Here is a 16809-nt window from a genome sequence, read left to right on the forward strand (position 1 = left end):
AGTTGACATCGAACAGGGGAAAGCAGCGCACCGGTCAGGGCAGAATCGCCACGGCGAACACCGCCAGCCCGGCCACACAGGCGAACGCCGCCAGTGCCGTGCGCGGGGTGAGCGGCGCGGGGCGCGGTGTGGACAGCTGCTGGATCCGGAGGTGTGCGACGCCCAGGAAGCCCAGCCAGGCCAGCGCGGTGAGCGCCAGCCCCATCAGCCCGGGCGCGGTCACCCCGAACTGCACGGCCTGACGCCCCGCCAGCACCGCGACCACCGTGAACGCCAAGGTGGTGCGCCGCCAGGCGAGCCGGGTGCGCTCGGGCTGCAGCCCGGGGTCACGCGTCGGCGCCTGGTGCCCGGTCACCGGCCCTGCCAGCCGAAGAGCACGACCACCACCATGGCCAGCGCGACCACCCCGACCGCGAGGCTCAGCAGCGTCGGAAATCGCGATACCGGCAGATCCTCGCCCCGCCGCATGGCACGCTCGCAGCGCACCCAGTGGTTGACCGCCCGCAGCGCGCACAGCACCCCGGCCGCGAGCAGGGCGAGCGCCAGGCCCGTCCGGATTCCGCGGGGCAGGGCCGGAAGGAACTGGTCCACGGCGAAACCGCCGGCGATCAGGGCAAGCGCGGTGCGGATCCAGGCGAGAAAGGTGCGCTCGTTGGCGAGCGAGAAGCGGTAGTCGGGGGTCTCGCCCTCCTCGGCGATACGCCGGGGCGCGAACCACAGCCGCAGGGTCTCCATCATGCCGCTCACGGGCGCACTTTACCGAGGCGCTCGCGACCCGGCGTTACGACCCCGGGCGCGCCGTGCCATCCGACGGCGAAGCGGGCGTGTGCTTCCGCACCCGCACGCGGCCCGAGCGCCGGTCCTGCGGCATGGGCTCAGCCGGACGACGCCTCCCGGTACGCGCGCAGCCGCTCGTACGCCGCGAAGCCGTCCGGCACCCACTCCCACTCGCCGAGCCGTGCCTCCAGCTCGGCCTCCGGGATGAAGGCGTGCCAGGCGACCTCCTCCACCTGCGGGTTCACCTGCAGTTCGCAGCGCACCTCGTAGACGTACGACCACCAGGTGTGCTCGCTGTTCTCGTACAGGAACTTGAACAGTGGTACGGGCCGGGGGAGCCCCGACACCCCGAGCTCCTCCTCCGCCTCGCGCAGCGCCGCCTCGCCGTACGACTCGCCCGCGCCGACGACCCCGCCGACGAACATGTCGTACATCGAAGGGAAGACCAGCTTGGTCGGGGTGCGACGATGAATGAACACCCGCCCCTCCGCGTCCCGCGCCAGGATGAACACACAGCGGTGCCGCAGCCCCTTCGCGTATGCCTCGCCGCGCGGGGCCTGCCCGATCACGCGGTCGTTCTCGTCGACGATGTCCAGGATCTCGTCAGCAGCGCTCATGGAAGCCATCCAACCAGTTGACGCCGTACTGGCTGGTAGCGAAGATCTGGGCCCATGGCGTACGACGCGGATGTCATCGTGATCGGGGCGGGTCTCGCGGGCCTCGCGGCCACTGCCGAGCTGGCCGACGCGGGCAGGAAGGTCATCCTGCTCGACCAGGAGCCCGAGCAGTCGATCGGCGGGCAGGCACACTGGTCCTTCGGCGGGCTGTTCTTCGTGAACTCGCCCGAGCAGCGCCGGATGCGCATCAAGGACAGCAGGGAGCTCGCCCTCCAGGACTGGTTCGGTACTGCCGGATTCGACCGCGAGGAGGACCACTGGCCGCGCAAGTGGGCCGAGGCGTATGTCGACTTCGCGGCCGGTGAGAAGCGGGCCTGGCTGCGCGCGCAGGGCGTGCGCTTCTTCCCGGTCGTCGGCTGGGCCGAGCGCGGCGGCTACGACGCCTCCGGGCACGGCAACTCCGTGCCGCGCTTCCACATCACCTGGGGCACGGGCCCCGGCCTGGTGGAGCCGTTCGAGCGGCGGGTGCGCGCCGGGGTCGCAAGAGGCCTGGTCCAGCTGAGGTTCCGGCACCGGGTGACCGGGCTGGGTCGCAGCGCGGGTGCCGTGGACACGGTCAGCGGCGAGGTCCTGGCGCCGAGCCGCGCCGAACGGGGGACGGCCAGCAGCAGGCAGGTGACCGGGGCCTTCGAGTTCCGGGCCCAGGCCGTGATCGTCACCTCGGGCGGCATCGGCGGCAACCACGACCTCGTACGCGCCAACTGGCCGGAGCGGCTCGGCAGCCCGCCCGAGCACATGCTCTCCGGGGTGCCCGCGCATGTCGACGGACTGATGCTGGGCATCACGGAGCGGGCGGGCGCACGCATCGTCAACCGCGACCGGATGTGGCACTACACCGAGGGCATCCAGAACTGGAACCCGATCTGGGCCAGGCACGGCATCCGTATCCTGCCGGGCCCCTCCTCGCTCTGGCTGGACGCGCGCGGCCGCAGGCTGCCCGTGCCGCTGTTCCCCGGATTCGACACGCTCGGCACCCTCGAGCACATCATGCGGACCGGATACGACTACACCTGGTTCGTCCTCGACCAGAAGATCATCGGCAAGGAGTTCGCGCTGTCCGGGTCCGAGCAGAATCCGGACCTGACCGGCAGGTCCGTCCGCGATGTCATCGGGCGTGCCCGCGCCGAAGTCCCGGGGCCGGTCAAGGCGTTCATGGACAACGGCGCGGATTTCGTCGTCGAGCGGGACCTGGGCGCGCTCGTACGCGGCATGAACGCCCTCACCAAGGAGCCCCTCATCGACGAGGCGGAGCTGCACCGCACCGTCACCGCCCGGGACCGGGAGATCGCCAACCCCTTCACCAAGGACCTCCAGGTGACGGCGATGCGCGGGGCCCGCGCCTACCTCGGCGACAAGCTCATCCGCACCGCCCCGCCGCACCGCATCCTCGATCCGGGGGCGGGCCCGCTGATCGCCGTGCGGCTGCACATCCTCACGCGCAAGACGCTCGGTGGTCTGGAGACCGACCTGTCCTCACGGGTGCTCACCGAGGGTGGCGTTCCGCTTCCCGGCGTGTACGCCGCGGGCGAGGCGGCCGGCTTCGGCGGCGGCGGGGTTCACGGCTACCGCTCACTGGAGGGGACCTTCCTCGGCGGGTGCCTCTTCTCCGGCCGTATGGCGGGTCGCGCCGCCGCCCGGGCGGTTGCCTGACGGGTATCGCCGCAGGTCGAGGCTCAACCTGCCGGCACTACGGGAAAGTTGAAGCATTAACGGTTGAAGGGCGGCCTTGACGTGGGGTCGCACCTGCCGCTTTGCTGTGCGCGATCGTTTGCCTGCCTGTCGTGATCGTGGAGGAAAAACCCGCGGATGTCCCCACCTCCGCCGCCATTCGGCCGTTCCCGAAGACGGAACGACCCGTTCTTCGATCCGGCACTCGACGACGACGAACTCGCTACGGTGCGTGGACAGTTGGCCCAGGGGCGCTGGCCGGGCGTACGCGCTCTGCTCGCCGCGACCGGCGACGACCGGGAGCGCCGCGGCCATCGCCTCGTCGTGCTCGGCGAGCTCGGCAGCGCGGCCGCCTGGGCGCGGGACTGGCTGATCGCGGAACCGGACAGCCCGGACGCGGCCGCGCTGCTTGCCTGCGCCGCAGTGCACCGTGCCCTGGACGGGAGGGAGCCCGAGGACCGGGCGCGTGACGCCTGCCGCACGGCCGCGCGGCTGGCGCCGGCCGACCCCACGCCATGGCTGGCGCTGCTGCTGCTCGCCCGGTCGGCCGGCACGGAGGAGGAGACCTCCCGGTCCTTCGAGGAGGTACGGGCCCGCCATCCGCATCACCATCACGCCCACCATCTGATGGCAGCCCGGCTGGCCGAATGTCAGCGCGGCTCCGGCCAGGACCCCCTCCACGAGGTGTACGACTTCGCCTCCTGGGCCGTCGAGAGCGCCCCCGCCGACTCCCCACTCGCCGTCCTCCCCGTTGTGGCGCACGCCGAGCGCTACCGGGTGCTCGCCGCCATGGGCCACGAGCCGGACGACCCGGCCGCCTCCGGCCACTGGACGGGACGGCGGGCCCGCCAGGTGATGAAGGCCGCGTTCGACTGGTGGCTGGAGTGGGGGTGCGAGGACCATCCGCGCCGCCATGTCGACCTCAACTACCTCGCCCACGCCAAGCACTGCGAGGGCCGGCCCGCCGAGGCCGCCGCCCTTTTCCAGCGCATTGGCCCGCATGCCACGAAAGACCCCTGGTCCTACCCGGGCCGGGACCCGTATCAGGCGTTCTCCGCCGCGCGTAGCGCCGCGCTCGGCTACTCATGAATCTGACTGCGGAAAGGACAACCCCGCCATGGCGACAGGCAGTTCGAGCACGACTGACATCAACACCTACATGGGGCAGGAACGGGCACTGCGTGCCGGCCGACTGGGCACCGCCGGGCTGCTGCTGTCCGTTCTCGCGGCGAGCGCGCCCCTGATGGTGGTCGCGGGTGTCATGCCCACCACATACGGCGTGATGGGCATCGTGGGACAGCCGCTGCTCTTCGTCGTCCTCGGAGTGGTACTGGCCCTCTTCAGCGTCGGATACGCGGAGATGAGCCGTCATGTGCACAATGCCGGTGCGTTCTACGCGTATATCGCCCGCGGCCTCGGCGCCACCGCGGGCGCCGGCGCGTCCTATGTCGCCCTGGTCGCCTACAGCGCCATGCAGGTCGGTGTCTACGGCATCTTCGGCTTCGAGGTCTCCGGGCTCTTCGCCACCTACCTCGACATCACTCTCGCCTGGTGGATACCCGCCCTCGCCGCCGTGGCCGCCGTCGGGGCGCTCGGGTGGCTGAAGATCGACCTCAACGCGCGCGTGCTCGGCGTCCTGCTGCTGATCGAATGCGTCCTGGTGGTCGTCTTCGACATCGCCGCCGTGGCCGAGCCCGGCAAGGCAGGCCTGTCCCTGCACGCCTTCAACCCCGACACCCTGACCGGCGCGGGACTGGGCACCGCGCTCTGCTTCTGCATCGCCGCCTTCGTCGGCTTCGAGCAGGCGCCCGTCTACGCCGAGGAGACCAGCCGCCCGCAGGTCGTGGTCTCCCGCGTGATGTACCTCGCCGTCGCCTTCGTGGCGCTCTTCTTCGCCGTCAGCTCCTGGGCGCTGACGGTCGCCACCGGCCCGTCCGGAATCGTGCCCGCGGCGCAGAAGGAGGGTCCCGGGCTGCTCTTCTCGCTCACCGAAAGCCGCCTCGGCACCACCTTCACCGACGTCCTGCACATCCTCTTCGTGACCGGGATGTTCGCGGCCATGCTCAGCTTCCACAACGTCGTCGCGCGCTACGCCTTCGCGATGGGGCGCGAGGGCCTGCTGCCCGCCGCGTTCGGCCGTACCAGCCAGTCGAGCGGAGCGCCTGCCAGTGGCTCGCTGCTCCAGAGTGTGATCTCTCTCGTCGTCGTCGCAGCCTTCGCCCTGACCGACGGCAAGCCCACGGGCGACCCGACCGCCCCCGTACTGCGCCTGTTCACCTGGATGGGCAACGTCGGCGCGCTCGGCGTCATCCTGCTGATGGCCGCAGCCTCCTTCGCGGTCATCGCCTTCTTCGTACGGCGCGGAGCGGCCGGGGCGCAGGCCGTGCGGCTGGTCGCCTCGGGCCTCGCGGGCATCGCCCTGCTGGTGATCGCCGTCTACACGGTCAAGGACTTCGACGTCCTGGTCGGCGCCGGCCCCGACTCCGCGCTCAGCCGGCTGCTGCCCGCCGTCATCGCCGCCGCCCTGGTCGTCGGCCTGGTGATCGGTGCCGTACTGCGGTCCACCAACCCGGAGGCGCACGCCCGGATCGGGCTCAGCAACGAGGCGTTCCGGCTGGAGAGGGCCGCCAGGGAGCTGACCGGGGGCTGATCCGCGCTCGGTCCTGCCGCATCCGGGTCCACGCCGCACCCACCGCGAGGAAACGGGACGACGCGGCGAGGAGGTCCGGATGCGGCTCGGCGAGCCGAGCGGCCGCCAGTGCCACGGCGAACAGAGGCCCTTCGGTGTCCGGCCGTTCGCCGGAGTGCCGCTCGGCCGCCTTCAACTGCCCCCAGGCCGGGCCCTCGATCCCGAACACGGAGGATTTCGGGGGCGATGCCGTGTGGTGTGGTCATGCGGGCGATCGTCGGGGCTGGCACGTCGGCTTGCGAGACTCTAACCTGACCGGTTGACCGGTCAACTCGCAGCAGGAGCGCACTCTTATGCCGACCCTCAAGTACGAGCAGATCGCCGACAGCCTGCGCCGCCGGATCGCCGACGGTGAGTTCGGTCCCGGTGAACTCCTGCCCTCCAGCCGGGACCTGTGCGAACAGTGGAGCGTCTCCCGGGCCACCGCCATAAAAGCCATGGAGATCCTGCGTGCCGACGGGCTCGTCATTCCCCACCAGGGCCGCGGTTTCACCGTCATCGAAACGCCGCTGGCCCGGCCCGCCGGCGCCCGTCACGCGGACGCCGACCGGATCACCGGGGGCCGTCCCTTCCGCCGTCTCGGTACGCCCGAAATGCTGACACCGCCGTCCCATGTGGCCGACGCGCTCGTCCTTCCGTCCGGCCGTCAGGCCCTGCACCGCGCCCGGCTGGTCATGCTCGACGACGGCGTGCCCCTCTCCTACGTGAGCGCGTGGTTCCCGCCGGAGATCGCTGTCGCCTGTCCCCGTCTGGCTCAGTCCGGCCCGATCGCGGAGGGCACGACGCACTATGTGCGGCGGCAGACCGGCCGCGGCCCCGTCCACGGCACGGACGTCACCACGGTCCGGCTCGCGACGATCAACGAGGCCGGCCACCTGGGGGTGAAGCGCCCGGCCGCCGTGGCCGTGGTCCTGCACACCGCGTACGACCAGCGGGGAGTGCCGCTGGTCTGCGAGGAGGGCATCACACCGTCGGGCCTGTGGGAGAGGGCCGAGAACTACCCGATGGGGGAGGGAAGCTGACACCTTCTTGACTGGACCGGTCCACCGGTCCAGTGTGTTCTATGACGCGACGTATATGCGCGCACACGGTCCGTAATCCGCCACAGGAGAACCGCCATGCCCTCATCGATCGGCACCCCCGCCTCCGCCGGCTGGGACGCAGTACCGCCCCGCGATGAGTGGCCGGTCGGGGCGATCGCCGGAATCGGATGCCCGCGCTGCCATGTGCCGTACTCGTTGTCCCGCACCGCCATCCGCCACGAGAACGGCGCCCATGTGTGCGTGCGCTGCGCGCGTGATCTCGGTATCCCCCTCGTCGCGGGGGCTACGGCAATGCCGGAGGCCCCCTGACAGCAGGGGCCTCCGGGACTCGGTTCACCTGGTTCTGGCGAGGATGCCCCGGCGTTCATGCTGGGGTGGGGGTACCTCCCGCTTTTTCAAAGCACCAGTGAGAGCAGCAGTATGAAGACCAGGGCGACCACCGAGATGATCGTCTCCATCACCGACCAGCTCTTGATGGTCTGGCCGACGTTCATCCCGAAGTACTCCTTCACCATCCAGAACCCGGCGTCGTTGACATGGCTGAAGAAGAGCGAGCCCGCGCCGATGGCCAGCACCAGCAGTGCCGCGTGTGATGTCGACATGTCGGCCGCGAGAGGCGCCACCAGTCCGGACGCCGAGATGGTCGCCACGGTCGCCGAGCCCGTCGCCAGCCGGATGCAGACCGCGATCAGCCAGGCCAGGAGCAGCGCGGGTATCGCCCAGTTCTTGGAGAAGTCCAGGATCATCTGCCCCACACCGACGTCGATCAGCGTCTGCTTGAAGCCGCCGCCCGCGCCCACGATCAGCAGCACGCCCGCGATGGGGGCGAGGGACTTGTCGACGGTGGACGAGATCCGCTCCTTGGTGAAGCCGGCCCCGCGCCCCAGGGTGAAGATGCCGACCAGGACGGCGGCGAGCAGTGCGATCAGCGGCGAGCCGATGACGTCCGTGACCTTCTGAACGGCGTTCTCCGGGTCGTCCACGACGATGTCCACCAGCGCCTTGCCCAGCATCAGTACGACGGGCAGCAGTACGGTCGAGACGGCGGCGACGAACGAAGGGCGCCGCTCGAGCTCCTCGGACGCTCGGCGGGTGGGGTCCTGGGAGTCCCCGGAAGCAAGCAGCATGCGGTCGGGGACCGGTACGTCCACCCAGCGGGCCGCGAACTTCGAGAAGAGCGGACCGGCGATGATCACGGTCGGAACGGCGACCAGTACACCGAGCGCCAGTGTGACACCGAGGTTGGCGCCGATCGCGTCGATCGCCACCAGGGGACCGGGGTGCGGCGGGATCAGGCCGTGCATCACGGACAGGCCGGCCAGCGCCGGGATGCCGATGCGCATCAGCGAGTGGTTGCCGCGCTTGGCGACGAGCAGCACCACCGGGATCAGCAGCACGATGCCGACCTCGAAGAAGAGCGGCAGCCCGATGAGCGAGGCGATCAGCACCATCGCCCAGGGCATGGTCCGGCCCGAGGCCTTGGCCAGGATCGTGTCGACGATCTGGTCCGCGCCGCCGGAGTCGGCGAGCAGCTTGCCGAGGATCGCGCCGAGCGCGATCAGTACACCCACGCCCGCGACCGTCTTGCCCAGACCGTCGGAGAAGCTGGTGACGGTCTTGGCCAGCGGGGCGCCGGCGAACACGCCCAGCGCCAGTGAGCCGATGGTGAGTGCCAGGAAGGCGTGCAGCTTGAACCTGGTGATGAGCAGGACGATGACGGCGATGCCCGCGAGGACGGCGATGCCCAGCTGTGCGTTGCCCGCCGTCGTGATCGGTTCGACGGCGTCGGCTGCCAGCATCTCGACACTGAGACTGGTCACGCTTGCTTCCTTTACTGGTCGAGCCGGCGCAGCGCGGCGACGGCCCGCTCGATGATGGCTTCGGGAGTGCCGGACACATCGACGCGGACGCCGGTCTCGTCGCACTGCAGCGGCTGAAGAGCCGTGAACTGCGAATCCAGCAGCGCGGTCGGCATGAAGTGCCCCGTGCGCTCCGACATCCGCCGCTCGATCAGCTCGCGGTCACCGGTCAGGTGCAGGAAGACGACCCCGGGTGCCGCGGCCCGCAGACGGTCGCGGTAGATCCTCTTCAGGGCGGAGCAGCTCACCACACCGCCGAGCCCGGCCCTGTTGTGCGCCCAGCGCCCGATCGCGTCGAGCCACGGCTCGCGGTCCGCGTCGCCCAGCGGGATACCCGCGGACATCTTGGCGATGTTCGCCGACGGATGGAAGTCGTCGCCCTCGGCGTACGGAACGCCGAGCTCCGCGGCGAGCAGGGGGCCGATCGTGGTCTTGCCCGTCCCTGCCACGCCCATCACCACGACGACGTGGGGTGTCTTCATGAGTGTCTCGTGCCTCGCTGTCTTCATCGACATCGGTCCGTCGCGTCAGGGAAACCTATTAGGTACGACTTATTCAAGTCCATGTGATGTAAAAGTCTTACTTTTTCTCTGTGAAGGCTGCCCCGTAGGCTGAGGCCATGACGACTGAGGGGCGGGGGCAGCACGCCCGGGTACTGGAATGCCTCGGCCCTGCGATCACCGCGGGCGAGTACCGGCCGGGCAGCGTGCTCCGCACCGATGAGCTCGCCCAGCGCTTCGAGGTGTCCCGCACCGTCGTCCGAGAGGTGATCCGGGTCCTGGAGTCCATGCACCTGGTGGAGTCGCGGCGCCGGGTGGGTGTGACCGTACGCCCCACCGAAGAGTGGAACGTCTACGATCCGCGGGTCATCCGCTGGCGTCTGGCCGGCGCCGACCGCCCCCGTCAACTGCGCTCGCTGACCGTGCTGCGCTCCGCGGTGGAGCCGGTCGCTGCGGGGCTCGCCGCCCGCAATGCCACCCCCGAGCAGTGCGCCGAGCTCACCGACCATGCCCTCGGCATGGTCGCAACCTCCCGCGGCCGGCAGCTCGACGCGTATCTGGTGCACGATGTCGCTTTCCACCGGGTGGTGCTCACGGCCTCCGGCAACGAGATGTTCGCGCGGCTCGGCGATGTGGTCGCCGCCGTCCTCGGCGGACGTACCCAGCACCATGTGATGTTCGAGGACCCTGACCCCGCCGCCGTCACCCTGCATGTCCAGGTCGCGGAGGCCGTTCGCGAACGGGACGCCGTGCGCGCGGAAGAACTGACCCGGGAGATCACTCTCGGTGCGCTGCAGGAACTGGACGTCCTGGCCCCGTGACGGCTTGTTTGAGCCTTCCTTGAGGTTCGGAGAGGACTTTGGGCCTGTCTTGGGCTCGAACGGTCACGTAACTCGCCGGTAGGTGATGTTCACCACTGCGAAATATCGCGGACACCCTGGAACATGGGTTTTCGGCCCTACGCCGCCCGTGACCATCTCCCTCACCGGCGTACGGTGACGCCCGCTCGACCCCTCACCGAAGGCGAACAACTACGTGAGTGACCGCACCATCACCGCGGCCGACATCGGTTCAGCCGCCACACCCCCGGCGGCGGACTCCCCGCACATCGACGCCGGTGACGCCGGTTACAGCAAGGACCTGAAGTCCCGCCACATCAACATGATCGCGATCGGCGGCGCGATCGGTACCGGCCTCTTCCTGGGCGCGGGCGGCCGCCTCGCGGGCGCGGGCCCCTCGCTCGCCATCGCGTACGCGGTCTGCGGAGTCTTCGCCTTCTTCGTGGTGCGCGCGCTCGGTGAGCTGGTCCTCTATCGGCCCTCCTCCGGTGCCTTCGTCTCGTACGCCCGTGAGTTCATGGGCGAGAAAGGTGCCTACACCGCCGGCTGGCTGTACTTCCTGAACTGGTCCACCACGGCCGTCGCCGACATCACGGCCGCCGCGACCTACGCCCACTTCTGGGCGATGTTCAGCGACATCCCGCAGTGGGTGCTGGCTCTGATCGCCCTCGCGGTCGTCCTCACCGCCAACCTCATCTCGGTGAGGTACTTCGGCGAGATGGAGTTCTGGTTCGCGATCATCAAGGTTGCCGCGCTGGTGAGCTTCATGTGTGTCGGCATCTTCCTGATCGTCACCCAGCACGACGTCGGCGGTCACACGCCGGGCCTGCACACCATCACCGAAAACGGTGGACTCTTCCCGTCCGGCGTGCTGCCCATGCTGATGGTCGTCCAGGGTGTCGTCTTCGCCTACGCCTCGGTCGAACTGTGCGGTGTCGCCGCGGGCGAGATCAAGAACCCCGAGAAGATCATGCCGAAGGCGATCAACTCGATCATGTGGCGTGTGGGCCTTTTCTACGTCGGCTCGGTCGTGCTGCTCGCCCTGCTGCTGCCGTACACCGCGTACTCCGGCGACGAGAGTCCCTTCGTGACGGTCTTCGACAAGCTCGGCATCCCCGGCGCGGCCGGCGTCATGAACCTCGTCGTTCTGACCGCCGCCCTGTCCAGCCTGAACTCCGGCCTGTACTCCACCGGCCGGATCCTTCGCTCGATGTCGATGGCGGGCTCCGCACCCAAGTTCACCGGGCTCATGAACAAGGGCCAGGTCCCCTACGGTGGCATCCTGCTCACCGCGGCCTTCGGCGTCCTCGGTGTCGGCCTGAACTTCGTCATGCCGGGCCAGGCCTTCGAGATCGTCCTCAACCTCGCGTCGATCGGCATCCTCGGCACCTGGGCGATGATCATGATCTGCTCGCTGCTCTTCTGGCGGCGATCGCAGGACGGCCGGGTGACGCGTCCGGGCTACAAGCTGCCCTGGGCCCCGTACACGCAGATCGTCACGCTCTTCTTCCTGGCGTCCGTGCTGGTCCTGATGTGGCTGGGCGGCGGCGTGGGCCGTGCGACCGTGTACTGCCTCCCGCTCATCGCCGCGGCCCTGGTCGGCGGCTGGTACCTGGTCCGCGGCCGGGTCATGGCGCTGACCGCGCAGCGGCGGACCGAAGAGGTCTGACGGCCCCCTCCGACGGCAGACCCCCCGCACCGGCCGGTGCGGGGGGTCTGGCCGTCCCGGGTCAGGCGGTGGTGACCCGGATCTTGGACTGCTTGTGGGGGAGCTGCTCCCAGTCCTCCATCAGCCGGGCGGTGAGCCCGTGTGACCTGGCGAGTTCGACCAGTGTGTCCGTGCGGTAGTAGAAGTCCTCGCGCAGGACGTGGTGCTGCTTGCCCTCGGTGCGGTTGAAGGTGAAGTCGAAGAACGCGCCCGGGGCCATGACGCGCGCGATGTGGGACAGACACTCGTCGATGACCGCGAGCGGGCAGTGGGAGAACACACTGTGCGCGTGCACCACCGTGAAGTGGCCGGCCGGCAGGGAGGCCAGGCGCAGGTCGCGTACGAGGCCGAGGTGGGGGAGCTTCTCCTGGAGGCCGCGCTCGGCCAGGGTGTCGCCGGCCGCGATGAGGATCTCGGGTGAGATGTCGATCCCGTGGTAGTGGCCGGTGTCCAGATGGTCGATGAACCGCCAGCCGGCGCGCAGATTGCCGCAGCCGATCTCCAGCATCCGGTCGTCGGGGGTGAGCCCGTGCCGTACCAGGTAGTCGAACTGCATCTGGCCGAGAGCGAGCCAGCGTTCCGGGGTCGCGCTGCCCACGGCACGCGAAGGGCTCTTCGCGGCGTCCGCCTTCATCACGGCCCGGTAGTAGGCCACATGATCGCGGGTGGTCAGCCGCAGCTTCCAGTCGCGGCCGAGCCGGCGCAGATGGGGGACCCAGCGGTCGGGGCGACGCACGGCGTATCGGATCTTGTGGGTGAGGGCCGCGCGGTTGGTCCTCATCCGCGCCGGGTCGGTGGTCCCGGTCATCGTCGTACCTCCTGGTTGCCGTGTCTGCCGCCGATGAGCGGAAGGCGCACGGCCAGGGGCGGCCGGCTCCCCCGTGGGCCGGCCACCCCTGACGTGTCCCGTGCTCAGGCCGACTCGGTGGGCAGGCTCGCGTCCGTCCAGTCCTGGATTCCTTCGCGGTACTTGCGGACATCGGTGTACCCGAGGTGGATCAGCCGGCCGGCGACCTGGCCGCTGTTGGGGCAGGCCGAGTTGGAGCAGTATGTCACGATCGAGGCGCTTCGGTCGGGCAACACCTCGGCGGCCCGCGTGTCGACCTCGCCCGGAGCGAGCGCCACCGCACGAAGGGTGCCGCGTGCTTCGCCCAGGCCTGTGTCCAGGAGCCGACGACGCACCGGCGAACCCCTGAGGGCCGGTTCGAGGCGCGTGCCGTCGGGGAGAACTGTCGCGTGGCCGGTGCCGCAGTGCCTCGGTAACACCCGGCCTCTCACGACAACGGAGTCACCCGCATGCATGACGACCGCAGCCTTGTCGAAGCCCGGCTCACGCGCGTCCTCGACGAGCGGATCCGGCCCGCCGTGTATCCCGAGCGGCTGCCGCTGGACGTCACCGTGTGGCACGCGCCGGGCGAACCGGTGCCGGTGGCCGAGGGGCTGGCCGCCGGAACCGGGCCCATCGGTGTCGGCGACAGGTGGGGTGCTCCGTGGGGCACCAGCTGGTTCAAAGTCACCGGGGCCGTCCCGCAGGCCTGGGCCGGCCGGATCGTCGAGGCCCTGCTCGACCTCGGCTTCGACGAGTACATGCCCGGTTTCCAGTGCGAGGGCCTGGTGTACCTCCCCGACGGCGCCCCCGTGAAGGGCCTCAGTCCCCGCAATCAGTGGGTGCGCATCGGGGCTCCCGTCACCGGGGGCGAGCAGGTCGTCCTGCACATCGAGGCCGCTTCCAATCCGGTCGTCTTCGGCCCCCGCCCCTTCGTGCCCACCCTCTTGGGGGACAGAGGGACGGCAGGCAGCGAGCCGCAGTACCGGCTCGGCCGGATGGACCTCGCGGTCTTCGACCTCATGGTGTGGGAGCTCGTCCACGACCTGGAGGTGCTCGGGGAGCTGATGCGGGAACTTCCCGTCGACAGTGCCCGCCGCTGGGACATCCTGCGGGCGGTCGAACGGGCCCTGGACGCGGTCGACCTCCAGGATGTGAACTCCACGGCCATCGCCGCTCGCGAGCAGCTCATCGAAGTGCTGGCCTCGCCCGCCCATCCGGCCGCCCATCACATCAGCGCGGTCGGCCACGCCCATATCGACTCCGCCTGGCTCTGGCCGCTGCGCGAGACCGTGCGCAAAGTGGCGCGTACCGCCTCCAATATGACCGCGCTGCTCGAGGACGAGCCGGACTTCGTCTTCACCATGTCGCAGGCGCAGCAGCTCGCCTGGATCAAGGAACACCGTCCCGAGGTCTACGCGAGGGTGAAGAAGGCCGTGTCGGAGGGCCGTTTCGTGCCCACCGGGGGCATGTGGGTGGAGTCCGACACGAACATGCCCGGCTCGGAGGCGATGGCCCGTCAGTTCGTCCACGGCAAGCGCTTCTTCATCGAGGAGTTCGGTATCGACAACGAGGAGGTGTGGCTGCCCGACACCTTCGGCTTCGCCGCCGGACTGCCGCAGATCATCAGGGCCGCGGGCGCGAAATGGCTGCTCACCCAGAAGATGTCGTGGAGCAGGACCAACACCTTCCCCCATCACACCTTCCTGTGGGAGGGCATCGACGGCTCCCGCGTCTTCACCCACTTCCCGCCCGTCGACACCTACAACTGCTCGATGCACGGCAGGGAAATCGCCCACGCCGCAGCGAACTTCAAGGAGAAGGGAGCCGCCCGGCGGTCTCTCGCCCCGACCGGCTGGGGCGACGGAGGCGGCGGCACCACCCGTGAGATGGTCGCCAAGGCCGCCCGGCTGCGCAGCCTGGAGGGTTCGGCGACGGTCCGCTGGGAGGCGCCCACTGAGTTCTTCGCCAAGGCCGAGGCGGAGTACCCGAACCCGCCCGTATGGGTCGGCGAGCTCTATCTGGAGCTGCACCGGGCCACCCTCACCAGCCAGGCACAGACCAAGCAGGGCAACCGGCGCAGCGAACACCTGCTGCGCGAAGCCGAGTTGTGGGCGGCCACCGCCGCCGTACGCGCCGGATTCCCCTATCCGCACCAACAGCTGGACCGCGTCTGGAAGACCGTGCTGCTGCACCAGTTCCATGACATCCTCCCGGGCTCCTCCATCGCCTGGGTACACAGGGAGGCCAGGCAGACCTACGCCGCGGTCGCGGCCGAACTCGGCGGCATCATCGAGGCTGCCCAGAACGCGCTCGCCGGTGATGGCGGCACCGTCCTGGTCTTCAACGCCGCCCCGCACACCCGGCACGGTGTCGCCGCGGGCGGAGCCGCCCCGGCCGCCGCGGCCGGCCGGAAGCCGGTCATGGCTCCGCGCACGTCCGGAGGGTACGTCCTCGACAACGGCCTGCTCCGGGTCGAGATCGACGGACGCGGACTCGTTGTCTCGGCCTACGACATCCAGGCGCGCCGCGAAGCCCTCCCTCCCGGCGCCGCCGCCGGTCTCCTCCAACTTCACCAGGATCTGCCGAACATGTGGGACGCCTGGGACGTCGACAGCTTCTACCGCAACACCGGCTCGGATCTGACCACGTCCGACCGCATCACCGCGAGCGAGGGCGGGACTTACGTCTCCGTACGCGTCGTACGCACCTTCGGCGACTCCACCGCCACCCAGGTCTTCACCCTCGCCGCCGGGGCGAAGCGCCTGGACATCGACACCGAGGTCGACTGGCACGAGACCGAGAAGTTCCTGAAGATGGCGTTCCCGCTCGACATCCACGCCGAGCGGTACGCCTCCGAGACCCAGTTCGGCCACTTCTTCCGGCCCACCCACACCAACACCAGCTGGGAGGCGGCCAAGTTCGAGGCCTGCAACCACCGCTTCGTGCATCTCGAGGAGCCCGGCTGGGGCGTGGCCGTCGTCAACGACTCGACGTACGGCCATGACGTCACCCGCACGGTGCGGGCCGAGGACAAGGGCACGACGACCACCGTCCGCGTATCCCTGCTGCGCGCACCCCGCTTCCCCGACCCCGAGACCGACCAGGGCGTGCACCGCTTCCGGCACGCGCTCCTTCCCGGCGCGACGATCGGCGACGCGGTGCGCGAGGGCTACGCCGTCAACCTTCCCGAGCGCCGCGTTCCGGGCGGCGCCGCCGTGGCCCCGCTGGTCACCGTCGACGACGACGCGGTCGTGCTCAGCGCGCTCAAGCTCGCCGACGACGGCAGCGGCGATGTGGTCGTACGCCTCTACGAGTCCCGCGGCGGCCGGGCGCGTGCCCTGCTCACCCCCGGATTCGACTACGAGGACGCGTACGCCACGGACCTCCTGGAGCGCCCGCTGGACACCCCCGTGGCCGTCACCGCCGAAGGAATCCAGCTGTCGCTGCGCCCCTTCGAGCTGGTCACCCTCCGTCTGAAGCGGGCCTGAGCACACGGGCGAGGAAGGAACGTGTGCGAGGGTGGCTCGGGCTGCCCAGCACGTCCTCCGGGCGGCCCTCCTCCACCACCGAACCGTCGTCCATGAACACCACACGATCTGCGACATCGCGGGCGAAACCCATCTCATGGGTGACGACCATCATCGTCATGCCTTCGTCGGCGAGTGTGCGCATGACACCCAGCACCTCTCCCACGAGTTCCGGGTCGAGCGCGCTGGTCGGCTCGTCGAACAGCATCAGCGAGGGCCCCATGGACAGGGCCCGGGCGATGGCGACACGCTGCTGCTGACCGCCCGAGAGCTGTGCGGGATAGCTGCTCCCGCGGTCGGCGAGACCGACCTTGGCGAGGTTCTCGCGCGCGATCCGGCCCGCTTCCTCCTTGCTCCGCCCGAGCACCCGGCGCTGGGCGATCGTGAGGTTCTCCAGGACGTTCAGATGCGGAAAGAGGTTGAACTGCTGGAAGACCATGCCGATCCGGCGGCGCACCCGGTCGATGTCGACATCCGGGTCGGTGAGGTCGGTGCCGGCGACGGTCACCTTTCCGCTGGTGGGCTCCTCAAGCAGGTTCACACAGCGCAGCAGGGTGGACTTGCCGGAGCCCGAGGGGCCGATCACGCAGACCACCTCGCCCGGGTCGACGGTGAAGTCGATGCCGCGCAGCACTTCCCGGTCGCCGAACGACTTGCGCAGCCCCTGGATCTCGATCGCCGCGGTCGTCATGT

Annotated in this window: 16 protein-coding genes; 8 read left to right on the forward strand and 8 right to left on the reverse strand. The window is 69.8% G+C overall.

What is annotated here, in order from left to right; translation table 11 throughout:
• Positions 1 to 34: 34 nt before the first annotated feature.
• The 3 genes from ABD858_RS28555 to ABD858_RS28565 form a co-directional block, all read right to left on the reverse strand.
• On the reverse strand, positions 35 to 355 hold the full coding sequence (locus ABD858_RS28555) for a DUF202 domain-containing protein (RefSeq protein ID WP_345042797.1): 321 nt from the start codon (positions 353 to 355) through the stop codon (positions 35 to 37).
• Positions 352 to 738 carry a YidH family protein gene (locus ABD858_RS28560; protein WP_425586356.1) on the reverse strand — a complete coding sequence of 129 codons (387 nt, stop codon included), beginning with the start codon at positions 736 to 738 and terminating at the stop codon, positions 352 to 354. Before ABD858_RS28560 ends, ABD858_RS28555 begins: the two co-directional genes overlap by 4 nt.
• A 137-nt stretch (positions 739 to 875) precedes the next feature.
• Positions 876 to 1394, reverse strand: a complete 519-nt coding sequence (locus ABD858_RS28565; protein ID WP_345042802.1) for an NUDIX domain-containing protein — start codon at positions 1392 to 1394, stop codon at positions 876 to 878.
• 54 nt (positions 1395 to 1448) lie between these two features.
• Between ABD858_RS28565 and ABD858_RS28570 the strand changes: the two genes are divergently transcribed.
• From ABD858_RS28570 to ABD858_RS28590, 5 genes are all read left to right on the forward strand, one after another.
• Complete coding sequence (locus ABD858_RS28570) at positions 1449 to 3104, forward strand: FAD-binding dehydrogenase (RefSeq protein ID WP_345042804.1); 1656 nt, start codon at positions 1449 to 1451, stop codon at positions 3102 to 3104.
• Between the two features lie 156 nt (positions 3105 to 3260).
• On the forward strand, positions 3261 to 4211 hold the full coding sequence (locus ABD858_RS28575; protein WP_345042808.1) for a hypothetical protein: 951 nt from the start codon (positions 3261 to 3263) through the stop codon (positions 4209 to 4211).
• A 28-nt stretch (positions 4212 to 4239) separates the two neighbouring features.
• Positions 4240 to 5772, forward strand: coding sequence for an APC family permease (locus tag ABD858_RS28580; protein ID WP_345042810.1), 1533 nt, complete (start codon positions 4240 to 4242; stop codon positions 5770 to 5772).
• Between the two features lie 332 nt (positions 5773 to 6104).
• A complete protein-coding gene (locus tag ABD858_RS28585) occupies positions 6105 to 6833 on the forward strand; it encodes a GntR family transcriptional regulator (protein WP_345042812.1) in 729 nt (242 codons plus the stop codon).
• A 96-nt stretch (positions 6834 to 6929) separates the two neighbouring features.
• Entirely contained in the window at positions 6930 to 7163 is a 234-nt protein-coding gene (locus ABD858_RS28590) for a hypothetical protein (protein WP_345042815.1), read from the forward strand.
• A gap of 86 nt (positions 7164 to 7249) precedes the next feature.
• Here the strand turns inward: ABD858_RS28590 and ABD858_RS28595 are convergent, their stop codons facing one another.
• Entirely contained in the window at positions 7250 to 8674 is a 1425-nt protein-coding gene (locus ABD858_RS28595) for a GntP family permease (RefSeq protein ID WP_345042817.1), read from the reverse strand.
• A gap of 11 nt (positions 8675 to 8685) precedes the next feature.
• Positions 8686 to 9195, reverse strand: coding sequence for a gluconokinase (locus tag ABD858_RS28600; RefSeq protein WP_345042820.1), 510 nt, complete (start codon positions 9193 to 9195; stop codon positions 8686 to 8688).
• Positions 9196 to 9332: 137 nt separating this feature from the next.
• Between ABD858_RS28600 and ABD858_RS28605 the strand changes: the two genes are divergently transcribed.
• Entirely contained in the window at positions 9333 to 10034 is a 702-nt protein-coding gene (locus tag ABD858_RS28605) for a FadR/GntR family transcriptional regulator (RefSeq protein WP_345042822.1), read from the forward strand.
• A 214-nt stretch (positions 10035 to 10248) separates the two neighbouring features.
• Positions 10249 to 11721, forward strand: a complete 1473-nt coding sequence (locus ABD858_RS28610) for an amino acid permease (RefSeq protein ID WP_345042824.1) — start codon at positions 10249 to 10251, stop codon at positions 11719 to 11721.
• Positions 11722 to 11782: 61 nt separating this feature from the next.
• Here ABD858_RS28610 and ABD858_RS28615 read toward each other — a convergent pair whose 3' ends face one another.
• Entirely contained in the window at positions 11783 to 12568 is a 786-nt protein-coding gene (locus ABD858_RS28615; protein ID WP_345042827.1) for a class I SAM-dependent DNA methyltransferase, read from the reverse strand.
• A gap of 104 nt (positions 12569 to 12672) precedes the next feature.
• Positions 12673 to 12885: a rhodanese-like domain-containing protein gene (locus ABD858_RS28620; protein WP_345042829.1), complete on the reverse strand. Its 213-nt coding sequence runs from the start codon at positions 12883 to 12885 to the stop codon at positions 12673 to 12675.
• 171 nt (positions 12886 to 13056) lie between these two features.
• Between ABD858_RS28620 and ABD858_RS28625 the strand changes: the two genes are divergently transcribed.
• Positions 13057 to 16077, forward strand: a complete 3021-nt coding sequence (locus ABD858_RS28625; protein WP_345042832.1) for an alpha-mannosidase — start codon at positions 13057 to 13059, stop codon at positions 16075 to 16077.
• On the opposite strand, the gene ABD858_RS28630 is transcribed toward ABD858_RS28625, so the two are convergent.
• Complete coding sequence (locus ABD858_RS28630) at positions 16052 to 16807, reverse strand: amino acid ABC transporter ATP-binding protein (protein WP_345042834.1); 756 nt, start codon at positions 16805 to 16807, stop codon at positions 16052 to 16054. The genes ABD858_RS28625 and ABD858_RS28630 overlap by 26 nt on opposite strands.
• Positions 16808 to 16809: the final 2 nt, after the last annotated feature.

Origin of the sequence: Streptomyces sannanensis (assembly GCF_039536205.1) — a bacterium.
Classification (GTDB): Bacteria; Actinomycetota; Actinomycetes; order Streptomycetales; family Streptomycetaceae; genus Streptomyces; species Streptomyces sannanensis.

Excerpts from the sequence above, each read along its gene's own strand:
- ABD858_RS28630 (WP_345042834.1), bottom strand. The coding sequence starts at position 16,807 with ATGACGACCGCGGCGATCGAGATCCAGGGGCTGCGCAAGTCGTTCGGC.
- ABD858_RS28560 (WP_425586356.1), bottom strand. The coding sequence starts at position 738 with ATGATGGAGACCCTGCGGCTGTGGTTCGCGCCCCGGCGTATCGCCGAG.
- ABD858_RS28575 (WP_345042808.1), top strand. The coding sequence starts at position 3,261 with ATGTCCCCACCTCCGCCGCCATTCGGCCGTTCCCGAAGACGGAACGAC.
- ABD858_RS28600 (WP_345042820.1), bottom strand. The coding sequence starts at position 9,195 with ATGAAGACACCCCACGTCGTCGTGGTGATGGGCGTGGCAGGGACGGGC.
- ABD858_RS28590 (WP_345042815.1), top strand. The coding sequence starts at position 6,930 with ATGCCCTCATCGATCGGCACCCCCGCCTCCGCCGGCTGGGACGCAGTA.
- ABD858_RS28580 (WP_345042810.1), top strand. The coding sequence starts at position 4,240 with ATGGCGACAGGCAGTTCGAGCACGACTGACATCAACACCTACATGGGG.
- ABD858_RS28585 (WP_345042812.1), top strand. The coding sequence starts at position 6,105 with ATGCCGACCCTCAAGTACGAGCAGATCGCCGACAGCCTGCGCCGCCGG.
- ABD858_RS28565 (WP_345042802.1), bottom strand. The coding sequence starts at position 1,394 with ATGAGCGCTGCTGACGAGATCCTGGACATCGTCGACGAGAACGACCGC.
- ABD858_RS28605 (WP_345042822.1), top strand. The coding sequence starts at position 9,333 with ATGACGACTGAGGGGCGGGGGCAGCACGCCCGGGTACTGGAATGCCTC.
- ABD858_RS28570 (WP_345042804.1), top strand. The coding sequence starts at position 1,449 with ATGGCGTACGACGCGGATGTCATCGTGATCGGGGCGGGTCTCGCGGGC.
- ABD858_RS28625 (WP_345042832.1), top strand. The coding sequence starts at position 13,057 with ATGCATGACGACCGCAGCCTTGTCGAAGCCCGGCTCACGCGCGTCCTC.
- ABD858_RS28615 (WP_345042827.1), bottom strand. The coding sequence starts at position 12,568 with ATGACCGGGACCACCGACCCGGCGCGGATGAGGACCAACCGCGCGGCC.